At 70.2% G+C, this 22346-nt stretch carries 18 protein-coding genes and 2 pseudogenes; 4 read left to right on the top strand and 16 right to left on the bottom strand.

Annotated elements, in window-relative coordinates; genetic code table 11:
- Positions 1-3: 3 nt before the first annotated feature.
- From RR1_RS15665 to RR1_RS15635, 7 genes and pseudogenes are all read right to left on the bottom strand, one after another.
- Positions 4-2708, bottom strand: a pseudogene (locus tag RR1_RS15665) (molybdopterin-dependent oxidoreductase).
- Positions 2705-3523: an FAD binding domain-containing protein gene (locus RR1_RS15660; protein ID WP_010839456.1), complete on the bottom strand. Its 819-nt coding sequence runs from the start codon at positions 3521-3523 to the stop codon at positions 2705-2707. Before RR1_RS15660 ends, RR1_RS15665 begins: the two are co-directional and overlap by 4 nt.
- Positions 3524-3816: 293 nt before the next feature.
- Positions 3817-5202 carry an 8-oxoguanine deaminase gene (locus tag RR1_RS15655; RefSeq protein WP_072713651.1) on the bottom strand — a complete coding sequence of 462 codons (1386 nt, stop codon included), beginning with the start codon at positions 5200-5202 and terminating at the stop codon, positions 3817-3819.
- On the bottom strand, positions 5199-6110 hold the full coding sequence (gene pucL / locus RR1_RS15650) for a factor-independent urate hydroxylase (protein WP_010838355.1): 912 nt from the start codon (positions 6108-6110) through the stop codon (positions 5199-5201). Before pucL ends, RR1_RS15655 begins: the two co-directional genes overlap by 4 nt.
- A gap of 24 nt (positions 6111-6134) precedes the next feature.
- Positions 6135-6461, bottom strand: a complete 327-nt coding sequence (gene uraH / locus RR1_RS15645; protein ID WP_010838354.1) for a hydroxyisourate hydrolase — start codon at positions 6459-6461, stop codon at positions 6135-6137.
- Entirely contained in the window at positions 6461-6994 is a 534-nt protein-coding gene (uraD, locus tag RR1_RS15640; RefSeq protein ID WP_010838353.1) for a 2-oxo-4-hydroxy-4-carboxy-5-ureidoimidazoline decarboxylase, read from the bottom strand. The genes uraH and uraD overlap by 1 nt, the downstream gene beginning before the upstream one ends.
- Complete coding sequence (locus tag RR1_RS15635) at positions 6991-8388, bottom strand: amidohydrolase family protein (RefSeq protein ID WP_010838352.1); 1398 nt, start codon at positions 8386-8388, stop codon at positions 6991-6993. Before RR1_RS15635 ends, uraD begins: the two co-directional genes overlap by 4 nt.
- A gap of 151 nt (positions 8389-8539) precedes the next feature.
- On the opposite strand from RR1_RS15635, the gene RR1_RS15630 reads away from it, so the two are divergent.
- Complete coding sequence (locus tag RR1_RS15630) at positions 8540-9373, top strand: polysaccharide deacetylase family protein (protein ID WP_040773351.1); 834 nt, start codon at positions 8540-8542, stop codon at positions 9371-9373.
- 4 nt (positions 9374-9377) lie between these two features.
- Here the strand turns inward: RR1_RS15630 and RR1_RS15625 are convergent, their stop codons facing one another.
- Positions 9378-10508 carry a nitric oxide synthase oxygenase gene (locus RR1_RS15625; protein ID WP_051111167.1) on the bottom strand — a complete coding sequence of 377 codons (1131 nt, stop codon included), beginning with the start codon at positions 10506-10508 and terminating at the stop codon, positions 9378-9380.
- A 201-nt stretch (positions 10509-10709) separates the two neighbouring features.
- Between RR1_RS15625 and RR1_RS15620 the strand changes: the two genes are divergently transcribed.
- Positions 10710-11867, top strand: coding sequence for a globin domain-containing protein (locus RR1_RS15620; RefSeq protein ID WP_040772374.1), 1158 nt, complete (start codon positions 10710-10712; stop codon positions 11865-11867).
- Here the strand turns inward: RR1_RS15620 and RR1_RS15615 are convergent.
- The 8 genes and pseudogenes from RR1_RS15615 to RR1_RS15580 all read right to left on the bottom strand — a co-directional run bounded on the left by RR1_RS15615 (position 11845) and on the right by RR1_RS15580 (position 20383).
- A pseudogene (locus tag RR1_RS15615) lies at positions 11845-12609 on the bottom strand (aspartate/glutamate racemase family protein). The gene RR1_RS15620 and the pseudogene RR1_RS15615 overlap by 23 nt on opposite strands.
- On the bottom strand, positions 12599-14143 hold the full coding sequence (locus RR1_RS15610) for an NCS1 family nucleobase:cation symporter-1 (RefSeq protein WP_040772376.1): 1545 nt from the start codon (positions 14141-14143) through the stop codon (positions 12599-12601). The pseudogene RR1_RS15615 and the gene RR1_RS15610 overlap by 11 nt, the downstream one beginning before the upstream one ends.
- 181 nt (positions 14144-14324) lie before the next feature.
- Positions 14325-15041: a GntR family transcriptional regulator gene (locus tag RR1_RS15605; protein ID WP_010837131.1), complete on the bottom strand. Its 717-nt coding sequence runs from the start codon at positions 15039-15041 to the stop codon at positions 14325-14327.
- A gap of 13 nt (positions 15042-15054) precedes the next feature.
- Complete coding sequence (gene puuE / locus RR1_RS15600) at positions 15055-15966, bottom strand: allantoinase PuuE (RefSeq protein ID WP_040772377.1); 912 nt, start codon at positions 15964-15966, stop codon at positions 15055-15057.
- 62 nt (positions 15967-16028) lie between these two features.
- Positions 16029-17039 carry an allantoicase gene (alc, locus tag RR1_RS15595; protein WP_010837133.1) on the bottom strand — a complete coding sequence of 337 codons (1011 nt, stop codon included), beginning with the start codon at positions 17037-17039 and terminating at the stop codon, positions 16029-16031.
- Positions 17040-17087: 48 nt separating this feature from the next.
- A complete protein-coding gene (locus RR1_RS15590) occupies positions 17088-18344 on the bottom strand; it encodes a DUF6986 family protein (RefSeq protein ID WP_010837134.1) in 1257 nt (418 codons plus the stop codon).
- A 26-nt stretch (positions 18345-18370) separates the two neighbouring features.
- Positions 18371-19693, bottom strand: a complete 1323-nt coding sequence (locus RR1_RS15585; protein ID WP_010837135.1) for an HNH endonuclease signature motif containing protein — start codon at positions 19691-19693, stop codon at positions 18371-18373.
- Positions 19694-19789: 96 nt separating this feature from the next.
- Positions 19790-20383: a helix-turn-helix domain-containing protein gene (locus tag RR1_RS15580; RefSeq protein WP_051111068.1), complete on the bottom strand. Its 594-nt coding sequence runs from the start codon at positions 20381-20383 to the stop codon at positions 19790-19792.
- Between the two features lie 122 nt (positions 20384-20505).
- Between RR1_RS15580 and RR1_RS15575 the strand changes: the two genes are divergently transcribed.
- The gene (locus tag RR1_RS15575; RefSeq protein ID WP_010837137.1) at positions 20506-21573 is read left to right on the top strand and encodes an isopenicillin N synthase family dioxygenase; all 1068 of its coding nucleotides are present in this window, start codon (positions 20506-20508) and stop codon (positions 21571-21573) included.
- Positions 21570-22346, top strand: coding sequence for an alpha/beta fold hydrolase (locus RR1_RS15570; RefSeq protein ID WP_010837138.1), 777 nt, complete (start codon positions 21570-21572; stop codon positions 22344-22346). Before RR1_RS15575 ends, RR1_RS15570 begins: the two co-directional genes overlap by 4 nt.

Here is a 22346-nt window from a genome sequence, read left to right as displayed (position 1 = left end):
CGGTCACCCGTCCTGCGTGTCGCGCATCGCCGCCCAGATCCGGGCCGGCGTCATCGGTAGTGTCCGGAGCCGGACGCCGACGGCGTCCGCGATCGCGTTGGACAGTGCCGGTGCGACCGGGTTGTACGGCGACTCGCTCATCGACTTCGCCCCGTGCGGGCCGACCTCGTCGTACGTGTCGGCGAAGTACACCTCGGTCTCGGGAACGTCCGAGAGCTGCGGGATGTGATAGCCGCGCAGCGTGGGATTCGTGACGCGGCCGTTCTCGAGCAGCATCTCCTCGAACAGAGCGGAGCCGATCGCCTGCGCGACGCCGCCCTCGACCTGGCCCCGGCACTGGTTGGGGTTGAGGATCGTCCCGGCGTCGCCCGCCTGCACCGATTGCAGGATCTTCACCTGACCGGTCGTCTCGTTCACCGCGACGCGGAAGCCCTGCACGTTGAACACGAGCGAGCGCGGGCTGCCGCCGTTGTTGCCGTCGGCGGTGATCGGACCGCCCCGCACGAGGTCGCCGTACGGGACGAGGGCGTCGTCGATCGCGACGCCGTCGTTCGTGAGCCAGGCGTCGCCGGTGCCGCCGCTCACGGCGCGTGCCGTCGCGATCAGGGTGTCGGCGAGGCGGCGCGCGGCGTCGCGCACGGCGGTGCCCGCGACGACGCTGCCCGCGGAACCGTATGCGCCTGTGTCGTGTTCGGTGATGTCGGTGTCCGACTGGAACAGGGTGATCCGGTCGGCGGTCGTGCCGAGCGCCGACGCCGCGATCTGGGTGTGGACGGTGGACGTGCCGTTGCCGAATTCGGCTGTGCCGGCACGCACCTCGAAGCGGCCGTCCACGGTGAGCGTGCACGACGCCGTCGCGAAGTGGCCGCGCGGCGGTACCGTCGCGATCATCGACGCCGCCATCCCCTCACCGGTCCTCCAGCCGTCGGGTGCACTCGCGCCATTGCCGCGGCGCATCGCGTCCTCGACGAGGTCGAGACACTGATCGAGTCCGTAGCTGCCGAACGTCAGATCGTCGCGCTGCACCTCGGCGTCGACCAGATCGTCGCCGGGCACGACGACGTTGCGGCGGCGGAGTTCGAAGGGGTCGATGCCGAGTTCGGCCGCGAGTTCGTCGAGCGCGCACTCGATCGCATGGATCACCTGGCCCAGGCCGTATCCACGGAAGGCGCCCGACGGGAGATTGTTGGTGTAGACGGCGTGCGCGTCGACCTTCTTGTTCGGGCTGCGGTACAGCGCCGTCGACTCGCTGCAGGCATGGAACATGACGCCGACCGAATGATTGCCGTACGCACCGCATCCGACAGGACGTCGATCGCGAGCGCGGTGAGCACGCCGTCGCCACCCGCGCCGACCCGGACCTTCACGCGCATCGGATGACGGCACGGTGCGACGGTGAACTGATCCTCGCGCGTGAACTCGAACTGCACCGGCCTGCCCGTCTTCAGGACGGCGAGCGCGACGAGATCCTCGAGCAGCATCTCCTGCTTCGCGCCGAAGCCGCCGCCGACGCGGGCCGCGAGCACGCGCACCCGGCTGCGGTCCAGGCCGAAGATGTGGGCGATCTCGTCGCGGACGAGGAACGGGACCTGCGTGCTCGACCGGATCGTCAACCGGCCGTCGTCGTCGAGCCAGCCGATCGCGCCGTGCGTCTCGAGATGGACGTGCTGGACGCGCGCCGTCTGCCACGTGTTCTCGACGACGGCGCCGGTGCTGCGCGCCTCGGCGAGCCCGGCTTCGACGTCCCCGACGTGACCGTGCAACTCGGCGACGAGATTGCGTGCGGGATCGGCGATCCGGGACTCGTGCGACTTGTCGCCGTGCAGGCGCGGGGCGTCCGGGGCGCTCGCGGCGTCCGGGTCGTGGACGGCCGGCAACTCGTCGTACTCGACCGTGATCAGCGCGGCGGCGCGGCGTGCGGCGTCCACCGACTCGGCGACCACGGCGGCGACGCGCTGGCCGACGAACCGCACGACGGTGTCGAACACGAGGGTGTCGTCGGGATCGTCGGCACGGTTCTCGTGGCGCGCCGTCGAGAAGTACACGTCGGGCGAATCACGGTGCGTCAGAACGGCATGCACGCCGTCCAGGCTCTCGGCGGCGCTCGTGTCGATGGATACGATGCGGGCGTGCGCGACGGGGCTGCCGAGCACGGCGATGTGTGCGACCCCGGGCATCGTGGTGTCGAGCGTGAAGGGCTCGCGACCCGACACGACGCGCTCGGCGGCGGGTGGACGCACCGACCGCCCGAACGAGTCGCCCGGTTCGTCGTTCTCGACGGCCTTCACGCCGGCGACGGCGTCGCAGATCGAGCGATATCCCGTGCAGCGGCACAGATTTCCCTTCAGTGCGCTCGGCAGGTCCGCGCGCTGAGCGTCGTCGAGGGCCGACGCTGTCACGACCATGCCGGCGGTGCAGAAACCGCACTGGAAGCCGGTCGCATCGGCGAAGTTCTGTTGCGTCGTGTGCAGATCGCCCGGCTCGCCGAGTCCCGCGGCCGTCGTCACCTCGGCGCCGTCGGCGCGATGCGCGGGGACGACGCACGAGTGCACGGGCGCGCCGTCGAGAAGCACACTGCACGCACCGCAGTCGCCGGCGTCGCAGCCCTTCTTGACGGCGAACGTCGCGTTCTCGCGGAGCAGCGTGCGCAGGCACTGGCCGGGGCGTGGGGCCGTGTCGATGTCGCGTCCGTCGACGGTGATTCTCATCGGGCGTCTCCCGCCAGTTCGGTACGGATCTCCTCGGCGAGCACGGCCGTGACGTGAGCCCGCCACGCCGGTTCGCCGTGCGGATCGTCGAGCCAATCGGTCTCGGGGATCGCGTCGATCGCGGCGGCGACCTCGGCCGCGGTCGGGACGCCCTGCCAGTGCACGACGGACGGCCGCACCGTCGCCGCCGTCACGGTGAGCGTGACGCCGTCGTCGCCGCGCCTGCCGACGAGCAGCGCGCCCGACCGTCCGAGCGCCGTGTACGCGACCTTGCGCACCGCGACGTTCCCGCGCAGTGCTGTCTCGCCGATCCGGATCGAGCGGACGATCTCACCCGGCGCGAGCGTGTTGCGTCCTTCACCGACGACGAACGTCGAGGCCGCTTCGGTCCGTGCCCCGCCGTCCGGCGTCCACACGGTGAGTTCGCCGCCGAGCGCGCACATCGCCGTCGTCATGGCGCCGGCGGGCAGGCTCAGTGCGAGGTTGCCGCCGATCGTCGCGGTCCGCCAGATCTTCCACGACGCGACGAGCGACTCGGCACACCGCCGGAAGAGTGGTACGGCCGTCCAGTGTTCGGGGAACTCCGCATGCGCGAGCGAGTCGATCGTGCACGTCGCGGCGATCTCGAGTGCGTCGTCGTGGACCGTGAGTGCGGGCCAGCCGAGCGTCGTGAGGTCGACGACGCGCGTGACGTCGGGCTGCTGCTGGGAGTAGAGCCACGTCCCGCCGGCGAGAAAGGCCGTGCCGGGGGAGGGCGGAGGGAGGTCGTCGCGACTGCGGGGAAGGACGACCTCGTCGACGAACGAGAGATCCATGACGTGTCCTGCGAGATCGAGCTGCGCGATCGGGCGCGCAGCAGGGGCGGGCGAGGCTCGGGTCCTCGCCTATCGTCCGTGTGCGATGCACCCCTGGGGCCACGCGTGGTGCGCGGCGTGCTCCCGATCGTCCATGGCCGCCAGTCTCCCACGGCCACTCACTCAGCGCCCACTCCGCACGTTCCGGCCCCGCCGTTCTGCACCCCGAATCGCATTCTGCACCCCGTTCGGGCAGCTGAACGGGGTGCAGAATGCGAAAAGGGGTGCAGAACCGCCGGACGGAGGGGGCGGGGTCAGCCGGCTCCGGCGACGAGGGCGTCGTGGGCCCGCGCCACCTCCCGCGCCACCGACTCCTCGTCGACGGTCACGGTCCGGCCGGACTCCACCACGACACGGCCGTCGACGAACAGGCGCTCGAGGGGCGGCGTCGCACCCAGCACCAGCGCCGCGACCGGGTCGGTGATCCCGGCATGCCCGAGGGCGTCGACGCGCCACAACGCGAGGTCGGCGAGCTTGCCCGGCTCGATCGAGCCGAGGTCGCCGTCACGCCCGAGCACGCGCGCCCCGCCGATCGTCGCGAGCTCGAGCGCCGTTCGCACCGACATGGCATCGGGGCCGCCGCGCGCCCGCGCGAACAGCGTCGCGTGCCGCGCCTCCTCGATCATCGAGCACGCCTCGTTGCTCGCGGCGCCGTCGACGCCGAGCCCCAGCCGGACACCCGCCGCGTGCAGGTCCGCGGCCCGCGCGATGCCCGCACCGAGACGCGCGTTCGACGTCGGGCAGTGCGCCGCCCCGGTGCCGGTGCTCGCCATCGTCTCGACGGCGGCGTCGTCGAGATGGACGGCGTGCGCGAACCACACGTCGTCGCCGAGCCACCCCACCTCGCGCATGTACTCGACGGGCGTGCAACCGAACCGGTCGAGGCAGAACTGCTCCTCGTCCAGCGTCTCCGCGAGATGGGTGTGCAGCAGCACGCCCGATTCGCGCGCCAGCGCGGCGGATTCGCGGAGCAGTTCCGTCGTCACCGAGAACGGCGAGCACGGTGCGACGCCGATCCGCAGCATCGAGTCGGGCGAGTCGTCGTGCCACCGCGCGATGGCGTCCGCCGTTCCCGTGAGCGCGCCGTCCAAGGTCTCGACGACCGAATCCGGTGGCAGCCCGCCACTGCTGCGCCCGAGGTCCATCGAGCCGCGCGTCGGATGGAACCGCAGCCCGACGACGCGCGCGGCGTCGATCTCCGCCGCGAACACGTCGCCACCGTCGCGTGGCACGACGTAGTGGTGATCGGTCGTCAGCGTGCAGCCGTGCTTCGCGAGCCACGCGAGCCCGCCCGTCGCCGCCGTCCGCACCGAGTCCTCGTCGATGCCCGCCCACACGGGGTAGAGCGTCTGCAGCCACTCGAACAGCGTCGAGTCGGCCGCGAGCCCTCGCGTGATCCATTGGTAGAGATGGTGATGCGTGTTGACGAGGCCCGGCGTGAGCAGACACCCGCGGCCGTCGATCACCTCGGCACCCTCGACGTCCGGGGCAGGGCCCGCGCCCACGGCGGTGATGCGATTGCCGTGCACCACGACGTGCCCGGTGGTGTGCTCGGTGCGCGCCGCATCGACCGTCGCGACGTAGGCGCCCTCGATCACGATCGGACCGGACCCGATCACGATCGGGCGGGACTCGCTCACGCGAGCCAGCCTGCGTAGCCGTCCCACGCGGGTCCCGCGGCAGGAGCGCCCTCACGCGAGACGGCGGCCTGGATCAGCCCGTACGGCCGGTCGTCGGCATGGAAGACCTCGTTCGCGTTCGCGACGCCGAACCGGCCGAGGTCGTACTCGAAGTGATGCTTGTTCGGCGCCGACAGTCGCACCTCCGCGACGAACGGGTAGCGCTCCAGGATGTTCTTGCCGATCTGGTAGAGCGTCTGCTGCAGCGCGAGCGAGTGCACCGTCGCGAACGTCGACGTCACGACGTCGCGAATGCCGAGATAGGTCTCGTTCCAGTCGATGTCGGTCCGCGTGAACCGCCACTGTGCGACGAGCGAGGTCGCCATGACGCGGTCGTTCGTCGGCGCGAGCGTCGTGTACTCGTCCTCGAGGAAGCCGTGGAACTCGCTGCCCGTGGACTTGAGCAGGACCAGATCCTTCAGCCCGCCGACGACCCACGTGCCGTCCGCGTCCACGGTGATCGCGGCCGTCCGTGTCTCCTGGCCCGACCGCACCCACGTGTGATCGTGCTCGGCGCCGTCCACGTACACGCGCGACCACGCGTACTCCTCGACCTCGATGCGCGCGCCCGAGACGGGAGCGACCGAGTCGACGAAATGCCGTGCGAGCGCGAGTCCGTACTGCTCGATCGACTCGGTGCCCACCTCCTTCGCGTACGAGAACGCGGTGTTCTTCTGCGTGTCGGTCGGCAGCACCTTGCTCTGATCGCCGCTGAGATACGCCTCGGCGAAATCGCCACGCAGGCAGGTCGACACGTTCATGTCGCGAATCTCGTGCCGCGGGGAGTCGCGCACGATGCGCACCACCCGATTCTCGGCCTTGCCGTACTGATGGCCGCTCAGCACGATCTTTCCACTCGGCTCGGTCATGTCGTACTCCGTTCGTGAGTCGGCTCAGCTGCCGCGATAGGTGGAATAGGCGAAGGGCGACAACAGGATCGGGACGTGGTACCCGCGTCCACTGCCGTCGGAACGGAACGTCACGATCACCTCGGGATAGAAGTGGTCGGTCCCGCTCCGCTCGAAGTACTCGCCCGAATCGAACACGATCCGGTACGTCCCGGCGGGGAGCGGGGCGTCGGCGAGCGTGGCGATTCGCCCGTCGTCGTCGGTCCGCCCCGATGCCACGACGGCGCCGCCGGACTCGACGCGCACCGCGACGTCCACCGCGGGATCGCCACTCACTGCGTCGAGTACGTGCGTGCTCAGGGTCTTGCTCATCAGCGCTCCTCGGTGGTGTCGGCGTCGTCGGTGAAGGCGCGTGCGATCCGCAGCCGGTTGATCGCGGCCAGCTCGTCGCGCAGGATCGCGCGCTCGGATTCGGGGTCGTTGCCGAGGCGCGCCTCGAGGATCGCGAGCAACTCCTCGGCCGAACGGCCTGACGCGCACACGAGGTACACGTGGCCGAAGCGGCGCTCGTACTCGGCGTTGCCCTCGCGCAGCCGCGCGCGCACGTCGTCGCCGGCCGTCGTCACGGCGGCCTGCTCGCGCGCCGACGACGCGTTGTCGGCGCGGTCGCCGATCCTCGGATGGCCGGCGAGTGCGTCGTCGATCTCGCTCTCGCTCAGCTCGCGCAGCGTCCGTTCCGCGACGGCCTGGAGCGTCTCCAGCGTCCGGAACGGCCGCCGCTGGGTGATGCGCTCGGCCCAGGCGGGCGAACTGCAGATTGCCTCGAGCTCCGAGCGCGCCTGCGCGGCGAGCTCGGCGTCGAATGCAGCGACGCTCCGTCCGCTGTCCTCGTGCGGGGTGTTCACGCGTGTCCTCCGATCGCGGGGTCGGTCAGCCGTGCGACGAGTTCGGCGTCGTCGATCCGGGTCGAGTGCCCGTCCTCGACGACGATCTCGCCGCCCACCAGAACCGTATCGACAGTCCGGCTGCTGCCGGTGGTGAGCATCGTCGCGCCGGGGTCGTGCACGGGAAGCGCACCGAAGTCGCGATCGAACCGCACGAGGGTGAGATCGGCGGGCGCGCCCACCGTGACGCCGCCGACGTGCGGCACGTGCCCGAGTGCGCCGGCCGCGCCGCCCGTCGCGAGATCGAGCATCTCCGCGAACGGGAACAGGTCGGCGCGCGCGTGCACCGCACGCTGGACGTAGGCCCCGATCCGCATCGTCTCGAGCATGTCCTGGGTGTCGTTGCTCGCGGCGCCGTCGACACCGAGCCCGACGTCGATCCCGGCGCGCAGCCACTCGCCCAGCGGTGCGACGCCCGACCCGAGCCGCATGTTGCTCAGCGGGTTGTACGAGACGGCGACGCCGTGCTCGGCGAGGGCGCTGCGACCGTCGCCGTCGAGCCGGACGCAGTGCGCCGCGATCAGCCGGTCCCACAGGAAGTCGTTGTCGCCCAGGTACTCGACGGCGGAGCGGCCGGTGTGCTCCCGGCAGCGGTCGTCGTCGGTCGTCGTCTCGAGGAGGTGGATCGACACCGTCGCGCCGCGGGTGTCGGAGTACTCGCGGATCGCGGCCATCCCGTCCGGCGTCACGCACCGGGGATTCGGCACGGCGAGCCCGATCCGGATACGACTGCCCGCGGTCCGCGCCGCGAGCCGATCCGCGTGATCGAACACCTCACCCAGCGGTTGCAGCACGCGCGGATCCATTCCCCACACGCGCGTCGCGTCGGCGCGATCGGCGCAGCCGCGGCCGAGCAGCGCGCGTACCCCGGTGTCCTCCAGCGCGCGGACGACGGCGTCGTGGACCTCGTCGGACGGATGCGGCCACATGTGCTCGACGAGCGTCGTGGTGCCGCTGCGCAGTCCGTCGAGGCACGCGGCGACGGCCGCGAGGTACGCCCGCTCGGGAGTGATCGCCGCGGTGTGATCACCGATCTCGATCAGCCAGTCGAGCAGCGGACGGCCCTCGCCGAGCCCGCGCATGAGGGACTGCTGCAGGTGGGTGTGGGTGTTGACGAATCCCGGGACGACATGGGCACCGGCGGCATCGAGTGTTGCAGTGGCGTCGAGTGTTCCGGTGGCGTCGAGAGCGCCGGGCGCGGAACGGGAATCGTGTTCGGTGATCGCCGTGACGACGCCGTCGGCGATGTGGACGTCGGTGTGGGTGAGCCACCGGCCGCCGGTGTACACGGTGGCGTCGGACACGAGCGAGACGGCGGGACGGGCGTCGGCGACGGCGAGCGGATCCATCTGCATCCTCCAGGGGAGTCACGGGTGCAGCTGGTTCGCGAGCGTGCGATGCCGGTCTCGCCCGCTGCCCGTTACAGCCATGAGCAGCGTGCCGAGAACTCTAGACGACGGCGTGTCCCGCTGCGGCCCGGGCGGGCGGCTGTGGCACGCTGCGTCGGTGACGCCGACCCTCGCGCGCCGCCGGTTTTTCGCGCTCGCCCCGCTCGCTCTCGTCGCGGCGTGCTCGCCGCGTCCGCCCGCAGATCCCGCACCCGGAGCTCCGGCGGCGCCCGCGACTCCCGCCCCGACCCCGCCTGTCACGACCGTGCCCGTCGCCGCCGATCTCGCGGCACCCGGACGCACGCCCGTCGCGTGGGGGACGCACCTGCCCGGAATCCGCGACGTCGTCGACGGCGGGGTCGCGCTCACCTTCGACGCGTGCGGCGGTCCGTCCGGGAGCGGTGTCGACCACGCTCTGCTCGACCTGCTGCGCGCCGAGGCGATACCGGCGACGCTGTTCCTCAACGAGCGCTGGGTCCGCGCGCACGAACAGCTCACGGCGGAGCTCGCGGCCGACCCGCTGTTCCAGATCGAGAACCACGGGTCGCGGCACCTCCCGCTGTCGGTCGACGGCCGCGCCGCGTACGGCATCGCCGGGACCACGTCGTACGCCGACGCGCGCGCGGAGATCGAGTCGAACCAACGCACCCTCACCGACGTCGCGGGACGAACCCCGCGATGGTTCCGTGCGGGAACGGCGCACTACGACGACGTCGCCGTCGATCTCCTCACCGACCTCGGTCTCGGCGTCGCGGGGTTCGCCGTCAACGGCGACGCCGGCGCGACCGCGAATCCCGCGGCGGTCGAGCACGCGCTCGCCGGTGCGCGGGACGGTGCGATCGTGCTCGCGCACATGAATCAGCCGCACGGCGGGACCGCGTCGGGCCTTGCCCGAGCGCTCCCCGCGCTGCGTGCGGCGGGGACGACGTTCCGGCTGCTCGGCGAGCCGTGACGGCTCAGTTCGTCGTCGCGTGGTGGACGGGGCACCCGCCACCGGCGCCGTCGCGGCGCACGTAGTTGGGGCGCACGTCCATGTCGGGGGCGTCGTAGTAACGGTGGAACGTCGGCGTGACGCCCGACGACATCGGCGGATTGATCCACGTCCAATCGGTCGGGCACTCCCGTCCGGCGCGCTCCTCGCGTTCGACGAAGTCGACGAACTGCTTCGCGACGGTGTGGTGGTCGACCATGTACGCCCCCGCCGCGCGGTAGCTGTGGATGACGGCACGGTTGAGTTCGACGAGCGCGCGGTCCTTCCAGAGCGTGCGATCGGTGCTGCGGTCCAGGCCCAGCCGGTCGGCGACGGGCGCGAGCATGTCGTACCGGTCGGTGTCCGCGAAGTTGCGCGCACCGACCTCGGTGCTGACGTACCACCCGTTGAACGGTGCGCACGGATACACGAGCCCGCCGACCTCGAGGTTCATGTCCGCGACGACGGGGACCGCGTGCCACTTGAGCCCGAGTTCGGCGAACCACTCGTGCTCGGGATGCTCGATGTCGACCTCGAGCACGAGATCGGAGGGGACGTCGAACAGGCGCAGCCCCTCGGTCGGCGTCGACACCATGAGCGGCAGGACGTCGAACGCCGTGTGCGCGCCCTTCCAGCCGCGCTCCTGCGCGATGCGGGTGAGCTCGAGATGGGCCGGATCGCCGGTCACTGTGCCGTCCGGCTCGCGGTAGCCCGCGTACCGGATGAGCTGCGGGCTGACGATGCTGTAGTCCTCGCGCCCAGCGACGCGGGGCGGCCCGACGCTGATCACCGACCGCAGCGCGCCGCCGTTCGTCGCGCGGCGAAGGTGATCCCAGCACATCTGCGCGAGGTCCTCGGCGGTCTCGGCATCGCGCCGGTCGATGAGTTCGAGCGTCCGCCAGTGCTTGCGCCCGACGCAGCGCGCATGATTGCGCCACGCGATCTTCGCGCCGACGAGAAGCTCCTCCGCCGTGTGGGTGTAGGTCCCCGTCGTCGCGAACTCCTCGAGGGCCTCGCGTGCACGTGAGGCGGGGAGGTGTGCCAGCTCTGGCAGCGCGAAGAACTCCGAACACTCACGGAGACGTTGCGCGGGCACCCCGGCCCGATGCGGAGACAAGCCGTTCTTCTCGTCGTCGTTCGTGCCCTCGACCACGGTGATCACTGGTCACCCTTCCTCTGCTGTAGTTCTCGCCCCGCCGCGAACTCCCGGCGGGCGGTGCCGCCGGTGCGTCGACTACAGTGCCATGCATCCGGCGGGGGCGCGCTACGTGGCCGAATGCGGAGCCCACCGGTCCGGGAACGACAGGGAGGATCCGAAGTGGATCAACGGGCCATTTCTCTGGTACGCAGCCACTTCAAAGCGGTGGCTGCGGAAGAAGGCGGCGCCGGTCGCCTCTCCGCGTCGTTCTACTCGATCCTGTTCGCAGAGAACCCGACCGTACGCGAGCTGTTCCCCGCCGCGATGGATGTTCAGCGAGATCGGCTCGTCGCGGCGATCGGATACGTCGTCGACCACCTCGACACGGTCGACGACGTCCTGCCCTTCGTCACCCAGCTCGGGCGCGATCACCGCAAGTACGGGATCGACGAGTCGCACTATCGGGCCGTCGGGTCCGCACTGCTGACGGCGCTCGGCCGCTTCGAGTGCACTGAACCGTGGACCGACGACACCGAGGCCGCGTGGAGCGACGCGATCGCTCTCCTCGCGGGCACGATGATCGACGCCGCCGACGCCGAAGCGGGTCCGGCCACGACCGGCGCGACCGTGATCGAACGCCGTGAGGTGCTCGCCGATCTCGTCGTCGTCCGGCTGCGCACCGACGCCGCGTTCGACTACACGCCGGGCCAGTACGTGAGCGTGCAGATCCCGTCGCGTCCCCGGATGTGGCGCTACCTGTCGATGGCGACGCCGCCGAACGACGAGAACATCGTCGAGTTCCACGTCCGGCGCGTGTCGGGCGGCTGGGTCTCGCCGGCGATCGTCGGCCGCACCGAGGTCGGGGAGCGGTGGCAGCTGTCGTCGCCGATCGGCGATCTCGGCGTCCCGGCCGCCGGTGGCGACGACATGCTCATGGTCGGTGCCGGGACAGGTGTCGCTCCCCTCCGGGCGCAGATCCTCGACATGGCGCAGCGGCGCGACAACCCCCGCGTGCACCTCTTCGTGACGGGCGTCCATCCGAGCGACCTGTACTGCTACGACGAACTCGCACAGATCGAACTCGCGAACCCGTGGCTCACCGTCACGCCCGTGTCGGAGCGCGACGACGATCCGTGGTGGGTCACCGAGCCGATGCTCTCGCCGCAGGGCATGCGCCGCAGGATCACGGGTCAGGCGGGCAAGATCATCGCCGACTATCGCTCGTGGACCGGGCACGACATCCAGGTCAGCGGTTCACCGGGCATGGTGAACTCGACGTTGTTCCGGCTGCGCGCGGCGGGAATCGACAACCGCATCAGGCACGATCCGCTGTTGTGACGCCCGCGTAGCGCTTCGGTGGCGGCGCCGCGAACTCGCCCCGCGCACCCGTGCGCAGTCCCTGCACGAGCAGCGACTGCACCGTGAGCGTCGCGGCGGCGACGCCGTCGACGACCGGAACTCCCGTCTCCTCCTCGACCCGAGCGCGTAGGCCCGCCATGCCCGCGCACCCCAGGACGAGAGCGTCGGGTTCGTCCTCGGCCACCACCTGCGCGCACAGGCGCGCCACCGCGTCGTGTGCCGCCGGATCGTCGAGTGCGAGCACCGGAACGTCGCACGCGTGCACACCGAGACAGAACCGCGTCATGCCGTACTGCTCCGCCAGATCTCACGCACGCCCGCGCGTGCGGGCGAGGGTCGTCACGACGCTGAAGCCGCGCCCGAGCATCGACGCCGTGTGCATCGCGGCCTCGGCGATCCCGACGACCGGGCCCGACGCGAGTTCGCGCGCGGCCTGCAGACCCGGATCGCCGAAACACGCGACGACGTAGCCGCCGACCCCCGCTGCCTCGCCGCGCGCGATCTCGGCGAGCAGACCGGGAACGGCGAGCGCTTCGTCGTAGTGACTCTCGATCGACTCGGGACCGGTCGCCGGGCACACCGCGTCGACCCGGAATCCCGGGGCCGCGACGGCCGCGGCGATCTCTCCGATCGCCGCGGTCATCGCGACCGACGTGTTGGGATTGACCACCAGGATCCGGGTCGGATCGGGAGCGGGACCGTGAGGAAGCTCAGGACGCATCTGTGCTCGGGACCTCGTGTGCGCGCCGGAGCCGGCCCGACGCGGCGGTGTAGACGACGCCCGCGACCGCGACGCCGATGAACCACGAGTACTGCGCAGCACCCGCCATTCCCCACATGTCGATGCCGAACGGCTTGCCCTGCAACACGACCGGGACGACGGCGAAGAAGGCGCCGGCGATCGTCGCGGCCACCGCGATCGGATTCGTGCCGCGCCGGTACCAGTACGAGCCGGACGGCGACATCGTGAACAGTTCGTCGACGATCACCCGCTGCTTGCGGACGAGGTAGTAGTCGGCGATGAGAACACCGAACAGCGGCCCGATGAACGCGCCGAGCGTTTCGAGCGTGTAGTGGATGACCTCGGGATTGTTGTAGAGATTCCACGGCGTGATGAGGACCGAGCCGATCGCCGCGATCATGCCGCCCATCCGCCAGCTGATCTTCTGCGGTGAGACGTGCGAGAAGTCGAAGGCGGGCGAGACGAAGTTGGCGACGATGTTGATGCCGATCGTCGCGACGATGAACGTGAGTAGACCCAGCGCGACGGCGAACACCGAATCCATCTGCGCGACGGTCTCGACGGGGTCGGTGATGAGCTCGCCGTACACGGGCAGCGTCGCCGACGCCGTCACGACGGTGAGGATCGAGAAGAACAGGAAGTTGAGCGGCAGACCCAGGAAGTTGCCGCGCTTGACGGCCGCGTAACTGCGTCCGTAGCGGGAGAAGTCGCCGAAGTTGAGCATCGGGCCCGAGAAGTACGAGACGACGAGGGCGATAGCACCGAGGATCACGGGAACCGCTGCCAGACCGGTGTGTTCGACACCGCCGAGGCTCAACCCGATATTCGACCAGCCGGCTTCGCTCACGAGGTAGATCGCGAGCATGAGCATCACGACGTAGACCGCGGGACCGCAGAAGTCGATGAACTTGCGGATCGATTCCATGCCACGCCAGAACACGAGTGCCTGCAGCACCCACATTGCCAGGAACCCGGCCCAGCCGAGATACGACAGCCCCAGCAGCCCGTGCTGATCGACGTCGGCGTAGGGCGCGAGCGACGGCCAGAGCTTCAGTCCCAGAACGACGAACGCGTGGGACGCGAGATACGTCTGGATGCCGTACCACGCGACGGCGATCAGGCCGCGGATCACCGCCGGAACGTTCGCGCCGAGCACGCCGAACGACGCGCGGCAGATCACCGGGTACGGAACGCCCGTGATCTGGCTGGGTTTCGCGACGAGGTTCGCGAACACGTTGACGATCACGATGCCGACGACGAGGGCGACGAGCACCTGCCAGCTCGTGAGCCCCAGTGCGAACAGGCTCCCCGCGGTCACGTAGCCGCCGACGCTGTGCACGTCGGACATCCAGAACGCGAAGATGTTGTACCAGGACCACTTCTGGTTCTTCAGCGGTGCGAGGTCCTCGTTCGTGAGGCGCGGGTGGTAGTCGTCCTTGACGATCGCCGCGCCGGCGAGAGCGGCGCCGCCCGTGGTGGCGGGGCCGGGCGGTGGAGGCTCGATCCGCGTCATGTTCTCGCTCCTGTTCGTTCCGCTGACGGTGATGTCACGGGGAATCGGTGTCGTCACGGGAATCGGTGACGTCAGGGAATCTAGGGATCGAGTGTTGCGGGTGTGTGAGTGAGCATTTCCGCGCGATGACGGGAAGGATATATCTTGCGGCGCACCGGCATCGGTGTCCGAAACGTCCGTTTCAATCCTGCGGTTCGTCGCGGAAGATCCCCGTGTCGGTCGGCAGCGCCGCGATGACGACGTCGAGCCGGCCGTGATGGCGCTGCGTCGCGGCGCGCAGCGCGGCGCCGTCGCGAGCGACGAACGCGTCGAGCATCGCGCGATGATCCCGATGCAGTTGCAGTCGTTCGGGAGTCGCGACCTGCGACATCGTCTGCACCGGTTCGGTGACGTTCCACGCCGACTCGAACATGTGGAGCAGCCGTGGCATCCCGCACGGCGCCACCAGGGCGACGTGGAAGTTGCGGCTCTCGCGGTGGTAGGCGACGGGATCGTCCTCGGCGAGCGAACGATCCAGGGCCGCGTAGGCCGCGCGGGCCGCGTCGTCGTCCGCCTCGCTCGCCGCGGTGACGGCGATCGCGTGAGCGGCCGACTCCAGCACTCCCCGAACGAGATACAGCTCCTCGAGCTCGCCGATCGTCAGCTGCGCGACGCAGTACCCGAAGTTCGCGCGGTGATCGACGAGCCCTTCGCCGATGAGGGTCTTCAGTGCCTCGCGCACGGGGATGCGGCTGATGCCGAAGTGCTCGGCGACCTCGTCGACGGGGATCGCCGAACCGGGGCGGGCCGCCCCGCCGAGGATCACGCGCCGCAACTCCTCCAGCACGACGTCCTGCCTGCTGCCGGGCCGCCCCGCGCCGAGATGATCGACGAGATCGGTTCGGCGGCGAGGCGGCACGGAGCAGAGTCTGTCAGGACGCGGGGTGAACCGCACGCCAGTGGCGCGCGATGTCGATTCGCCGGGTGATCCACACGTCCTCGTGCGACTGCACGTGATCGAGGAACCGTTCGAGCGACGCAGTCCGTGACGGCCGCCCCACGATCCGGCAGTGCAGCCCGACCGACAGCATCTTGGGCGCACCCGCGGTGCCCTCGGCGTAGAGCGTGTCGAAGGCGTCGCGAAGGAACGCGAAGAACTGATCGCCGCTCGGGAACCCCGCGGGCGACGCGAACCGCATGTCGTTGGTGTCGAGCGTGTACGGCACCACGAGATGATCGACGCTCTCCTCGCCGCCGTCCGCGCCGATGCGCGGCACCGTCAGCCAGTAGGGGAGATCGTCGGCGTAGCTGTCGGAGTCGTACTCGAATCCGCCCTGCTGCACGAGCAGCGACCGGGTCTGCGGCGAGTCGCGTCCGGTGTACCACCCGAGCGGAGCGGCGCCCGTGAGATCGGTGAGGATCTCCACCGCGCGGCTCATGTGCTCGCGTTCGACGTCCGGATCGACGAGTTGATAGTTGTGCCAACGGTATCCGTGGCATGCGATCTCGTGACCGAACTCGGTGAACGCGGCGACCGCCTCGGGATTGCGCTGCATCGCCTGCGCGACGGCGAAGATCGTGAGCGGAAGCCCACGGCGCTCGAACACCCGGAGCACCCGCCACAGCCCTGCACGCGAGCCGTACTCGTACAGCGACTCCATGCTCATGTGCCGGTTGGGAAACGCCGTCGCGGGCGTCATCTCGGACAGGAACACCTCGGACGCCGGATCGCCGTCGAGGACGTTGTCCTCCGCACCCTCCTCGTAGTTGAGGACGAACTGCACCGCGATCTTCGCGCCGCCCGGCCACTGCGGGTCGGGCGGGGTGCGGCCGTAGCCGACCATGTCGCGCGGGTAGTCGAGGTCGAACCCGAGCCGCGGCGCGCGGTGGACCCCGGCCTGCTCGGTCACTCCGTCTCGTCCAGCGCAGCGAGGGCGTCGCCGGTCAGCGAACCCCACAGCCGGAAGCGGGCCATGCCGCCGTCGGGATGGATGTCGAGCCGCGCCTCGGTGACGGGAGCGGTCTCGTCCAGGACGAAGCGGTGACGCGTGTCGGGCTGCAGCCGCGTCCGGGGGAGCAGTTCGAACCAGTCGCCGTCGCCGTCGCGGCCGAGGACACTCGCGGAGCCGGGGGCGTTGCCGAGGAAGTACGACGTGTCGAGTTCCGCGATCGCCACCGTGCCGCGGCCCGCGAGCGAGACCTCGACCCAGTCGTTGCCGTCGTCGCGGCGCCGCGAGGTCTCCCAGCCGTCGCCCATGACCCGCGCCGTTCCCGGCAGCAGCATGTTCGCGGGCGAGCCGTAGAACATGTTGGAGCAGCCCGTGACGTGCGCGCCGTTCTCGATCGCGGCCAGATCCACCGGGCCCGCCGCCAGCAGGCGCGGATCGGGCCTGCCGAGGCCGTGCACGCGAAGCCGCGCGACACCGCCGTCGGGATACATCGTGAGCTTGACGTGCGTGAACCGCTCGCGGGAGTCGACGGTGAAGGGGTTCTCGGTGTCGCCCTGCACCGCGGCGCGCGGCACGATCGTCGTCCAGTCCGCGGACTTCGCGAGCTCGTCGGGCGACGGGTAGCCGTCGACCGAGGTCGCTTCGATCGAGATCTCGGGCGGGTAGTTGCCCTTGAACCACGCCGTGTCGACGACGACGCCGTGGATCACTCCGGGAACACCCAGGCGCACGATCGCCTCGTCGACACCGGCTTCGCGTCGTCGCCGCGTCTCCCAGCCGTCGTAGATCTGACCCTTGTGCCCGAACGTCGCGGCCTGATAGCCGGGGGCGGTCGGCCGGATGAGATTCTCGCGCTCGGCGAAGAGCTCGTCGTTGGCCCAGACGACCGCGCCGCCGAGCGTGCGCAGTGCGAGATCGGGAAGATGACGGAAGCCGCGCGTGGGCGCGGTGTTCTGCGGATCGGACACGGGTGGATCTACCTCCTTGCAGCTGCCGGAAAGTCTAGAGCGCGCGTGTTACGCGGAGATGTTCGGCGCGATCGACCTGGTCAGGAGGTCGGTGAGGGTGTCCTCCGTGCACGCGGGGGCGAGCGCGAGGACGTCGTCGGCGGTGAAGGCGCCGGCCGCGAGTCCCCGGAGCACGACCGCCGCGAGGGCCTGTGCTGTCGCGGGTTCGTCCATCACGGCGCCACCCTGCCGGTCGAGATAGGCCTGCAGACGCGGCGCCGCGGCGGAGAGGGCGTCGCGGAAGAACACGAAGTTGGCGAGATACCGGGTCGCGAGGTGGCCGGGATGCATGTCCCAGCCCTGGTAGTAGCCGCGTTCGAGCGAGCGGGTCACGAGGCGGAAGTGCCGGTCGATCGCACGGCGGATCTCGTCGTCGGTGCCCTGCGGGGTGACCTGGGTCGATCCGTCGGACACCCACACGCCGGTCTGCGCGGCGGCGACCAGCATGACCGCCTTCGCGTGATCGGCGACGGGGTGATCGAGCGATTGGAACTTCGACGCGATGCCGCACGCGGCGCTGTAGTCGTACGTTCCGTAGTGCAGCCCGGTGGCGCGGCCGTCGGCGAGGTGGATCGCCTTCGCGACGGTGACGGTGCCGTCGGCGGCGATCACCGCCTGCGGGCTCTCGATCTGCAACTCGAAACGCAGCGACCGCTCGGGGAGTCCGTGGGCCTGCTCCAGCGCCTCGCACAGCGCGACGACCGCGGGAACCTGTTCGGGTGCACGGAGTTTCGGGACGGTGAACACGAAGCCCGCGGGCACACCGCCCGCGCCGTCGAGGACCAGTTCGAGCGTCCGGATGCCGCGCGCTCGCTCGTGTGGCGCGAGTCCCTTGGCGCGGATGCCGAGCGAACGGGGGCCCGCCGGGTCCGCGGCCAGCGTCGCGAGGGTGGCGCCGGCTGCGCGTGCCGCGTCGTCTTCGACGGCGTTGCCGCGCCACCCGTAGCCGTCCTCGAAGTCGATGCGCAGATCGGCGACGGGACGGCGCGTCAGCGTCTCCCGTACGAGGTCCACGACGGCGTCGTCGCTCAGGGCGGTGAGTGCCGAGGTCGTGCGTTCGACGAGGTCGAGCGCCTGCGTGCCCCACTCGCGGGGTGTGTCGGGCGACGCGTCGGCGGCGCTCACGTAGACGGTGTGCAGCGGCTGGCCCTGCGGATCGTCGCCGGGATAGTCGCGTGCGAGTGCCGTGTCGACGGGCTCCAACAGCGCGTCGATCCGGCTGAGCGCGTCGTCGGACAGGTGTGTGCGCGGCGGCTGGGAAGTCACCGCCCGATCTTGTCACCGATCGCCCGTCACGCGACGATCGGTGGTGGCGGACCCGGTGGTCGGGAGCTGGATGGTTCGCCAGGTGGTTCGAAGCGGGGTCGCCCTCGCGGTGTCGGGACGATCCGCCAGGTGCTGTGGTGAACATGCCGGTGGTGCTTGCCGCACAACAGAACTGTGTTGTCGAGGTCGGTTGCTCCGCCGTCGGCCCAGTGTTCGATGTGGTGTGCTTCGCACCAACTCGCGGGTGCTGTGCAGTTCGGGAACGCGCAGCCACGGTCGCGGACGGTGAGTGCGCGGCGTTGCGCCGGGGTGACGAGGCGGGTGGTCCGGCCCATCGAGAGCGGAACACCGTGATCGTCGATGATCACCGGGGTCACGTGCGCATCGCACGCCACGGCCCGTGCGGTCTCGGGTGTGAGGGTGCCGCCCCACGGCATCCACGGCAGACCGATGCCGTCGAGTAGTGCCGTCACCGAAACGCTGACGCGGTCACCCTTGTCTGCGGGCGGTTTTTCGAGGTCTCGCTGGTGGATGAGGACGGTGACGTGCGGCTTCTCGGCGGCTTCGAACCCACTGTCGCCGGTGTCGAGGTGACGTCGGCAGATCTCGATCAGCCCGTCCGCGCGGCGTTGCCCGGCCGAGCGCGGATCACGGGTCCCGTCCGCTGATGGGCGCGGTGCCGACGACTTCGACAGGGCAGTCGACAGGATCTCACCCGAGAGGGCGTCGAAGTCGCCGTGCAGCACCACTCGCCCGTTGAGGGTGTTCGAAACGGTCAGCGTGTTGAGGTCTTCGCGTTCGCGGGTCGTCGGCCCCTCGGTGTCGATGTCGAGGCGTGCCCGCAGCGTTTCGATCGCGGTGCGCACCGACTTCGTCGCGGTCTCCGGGCCCGGCACTGCGGCCGCCAACAGCGCATCGCGGCATGCGGCGATCACTGCCGCGTGCTCGTCCGGATCGTTCTCCGCCAGCGCTGCGAGCAGCGACGGCGGCGTGTCGAAGAATCCACACAGCATCGCCGCGTGCCGCGGCGAGATGCGCTGTTCGGCGACAGCGGCAGCGATCTCCGGCTCGGTCCGCAGGCTCGTTCCCAGCGCTGCGACGTCGCGTGCCTCACCGATCTCGAGCATCGTGTGTGCGGCGAGCCAGGCTCCGGCATCCCGGTAGCCCGCTGCGGTCGCGAGACCACGGTCGGCGAGCTCACCCATCAGCGTGATCCGCCGGGCCTGCAACACCTCGATCTGCCGCGACACGTCCAGCACCGCCGTGGACAACTCGGGATCGCCGAGCTGCCACGGCTCGACGCATGCGGCGTCTACGCCGTGTGCTGTGTGTGAATCCCCCGACCCCATGCGACGAATCTATCTCGCACACCCGTTCGACACAAGACCCATTTTCCCAGTTGGGGACAACCGCGGAGCTGTGGACAACCTGCGTTGCAGCGTGATTCAGAATCCCGGCGGTGAACTGGTGATGAGGAAGCGTGCGGGCTGGTCGGTGTCGTTGAACCATGCGTGCGGGACGGTCGCGGGGTAGTAGAGCGTGTCGCCGGCGTGCAGGACGTGATCGGGTTCGCCCTCGAGTGTCATCCGAACGGTGCCGGCGACGACGTAGACGAACTCTTCGCCGGCGTGGCTCGTCGTGCCGTCGGTGTGGGAGTGAGGGCCTGCGGTGACCTCGTTGGGTTCCATGATGCGGTGCCCGTCGACGAGGAAGCGCACCGTGGCGTCGCTCGTGTACTCGACGGTGCGCCCTTCTCCGGCGCGGACGAGGGAGGTGCTGCTGCGGGTGCCGCGTTCGAGCAGTGCGTGCGCGGTGGTGCCGAGGGCCTGGGCGATGCGGTGGAGGTTGACGACGCTCGGCATCGCGTTGCCGTTCTCGGTCTGGCTGAGGAACGGCTGGGAGAGTCCCGACCGCTGTGCGAGTGTCGCCAGGGTCAGGCCCGCTTCTTTCCGAATGGCGCGGATCGTGGCGCCCAGTGACCGCGCGAGGGCCTGGGATTCGTCGCTGCTCACGCGGGTGACGCTAGCAACCACAGGCATGTGACCTGGCATCCGTCCGACGCCGTCGCCGCGTGTAACACCCCGTAACACGATTGACTCAGATTAGAAAAGTTTGATCAGAAGAATATTCGGTGCAGGTTTCCCCAGTATCGGAGGTTCGTATGAGCTCGAGAGTCGAGGTCCCCGGCTTCGAAGTCCCGATCGTCGACATCGCACCCTACGTCGCCGGTGGCGGTGCCGAGGCGCGTGCCGAGGTCGCACGGCAGATGGACGAGGCGTGCCGCACCGTCGGCTTCGTCCAGATCCTCGGCCACGGCGTTCCCGAGAACGTGACCGACGGCCTCGCGAGCGCCGTCGACGACTTCTTCGGCCTCCCGCTCGACACCAAGAAGGACTACCGCGTCGACGGCGCGAACCGCGGGTACAGCCCGCCCAAGAGCGAATCGCTGAGCCTGAGTCTCGGTGTCGAGTCGGCCAGCCGGATGAACGACTTCTTCGAGGCCTACAACGTCGGCGTCGAGGCGCGATCGTTCACGGCCCTGGACCTCGACGAACGCGACTACGGGATCAACCTGTGGCCGGACGTCGACGGCTTCCGCGAGCGCGTCGAGGCCTACTTCGGGCACGCGTCCCGGGTCGCGCGGACGCTCACGACGGTCTTCGCCGACGCGCTCGGCCGGGACGCAGACTTCTTCGACGCTCTCACCGATCACTCGATCGACGTCCTGCGGATGAACAACTACGCGCTCCCCGAAGGCACCGTGAGCCTCGACGGCGATCTCACGGGCATGGGCGAGCACACGGATTTCGGCCTCGTCACGGTGCTGTGGGCGGACCGCGTCGCGGGCCTGCAGGTCCTCGGCGGCGACGGGATCTGGCACGACGTCGCGCCCGCCGAGGGTGCACTGCTCGTCAACCTCGGCGACCTCACGGCGAGGCTCACCAACGACCGCTGGCTCTCGACGCTGCATCGCGTCAAGCCGCCGATCGTCGACGGCAGCATCGTGCGCCGCCGCTCGGTCGCGTTCTTCCACGACGGCAACGTCGACGCCGTCGTCGAGACGCTGCCGAGCCATCTCGATGCCGACGACGGACTCGCGTACGAGCCGATCACGGTGCGCGATCACATCGCCGCGAAGCTCGCGGGATCGCGGCAGGGCAAGGCGAACACCGCAGCGGTGCGCGAGGCGGCGCGCGTTCTCGCGGCGGCGGAGCGGGCCGGATCGTGACGGAGGCACCCGCGGTCGTTCTCGTTCACGGCGCCTGGGCCGGACCGTGGGTGTGGGACACGATCACCGGCCCGCTCGCGGACGCGGGGCTGCGCCCGATACCGGTGACGCTTCCGGGCGTCGGCTCCGATCTGCCCGAGGACGACGTGACGCTCGACGACGTCGTCGAGGCTGTGCTCGACCGGATCGCGGACGTCGACGGGCCGCTCGTGATCGTCGGGCACTCCGGCGGAGGTGTCGTCGCGACGGACGTCGCCGAGCGCATCGCCGAGCGTGTCGTGGGTGTCGCCTACGTCGCGGGGATGATGCTGCCGCCGGGCTGGTCGTACGGCACGCTGTGCGAGGACGTCGGACTCGCTCCGCCGGTCGGTATCTCGGCGTTCCTCGAACCCGCCGCGGGTGGCCGTGCGACGGTGGTCCCGCCCGAGGCCGGGGCTTCCGTCTTCTTCCACGACGCGCCACCCGCGGACGCCGTGGCGGCGGCACGCCGGCTCGTTCCCCAGCTCGAATCGGCGCGGCTCGTCGCACCGACCTGGACGCCCGACCGGTTCGGGTCGCTGCCGCGGCTCTACGTCGAGGCGACGCGCGACCGCTCGCTGCCGGTCGCGACGCAGCGCCGCATGCGTGAGCTGGTGCCCGGCGCCGAGGTGTGCTCGCTCGACTGCGATCACGCACCCCAGCTGTCGGCGCCCGGCGAACTCGCCGCGGCCCTGTCACGTTTCGTCCACTCGCTCGTTCCCGCATACTCGTCGGAGATCCGTCCGGTTCACTGA

The organism is Rhodococcus rhodnii NBRC 100604 (assembly GCF_001894925.1).
In the GTDB taxonomy this organism is placed as follows: domain Bacteria; phylum Actinomycetota; class Actinomycetes; order Mycobacteriales; family Mycobacteriaceae; genus Rhodococcus_F; species Rhodococcus_F rhodnii.
This window is presented reverse-complemented; position numbering and strand designations above follow the sequence as displayed.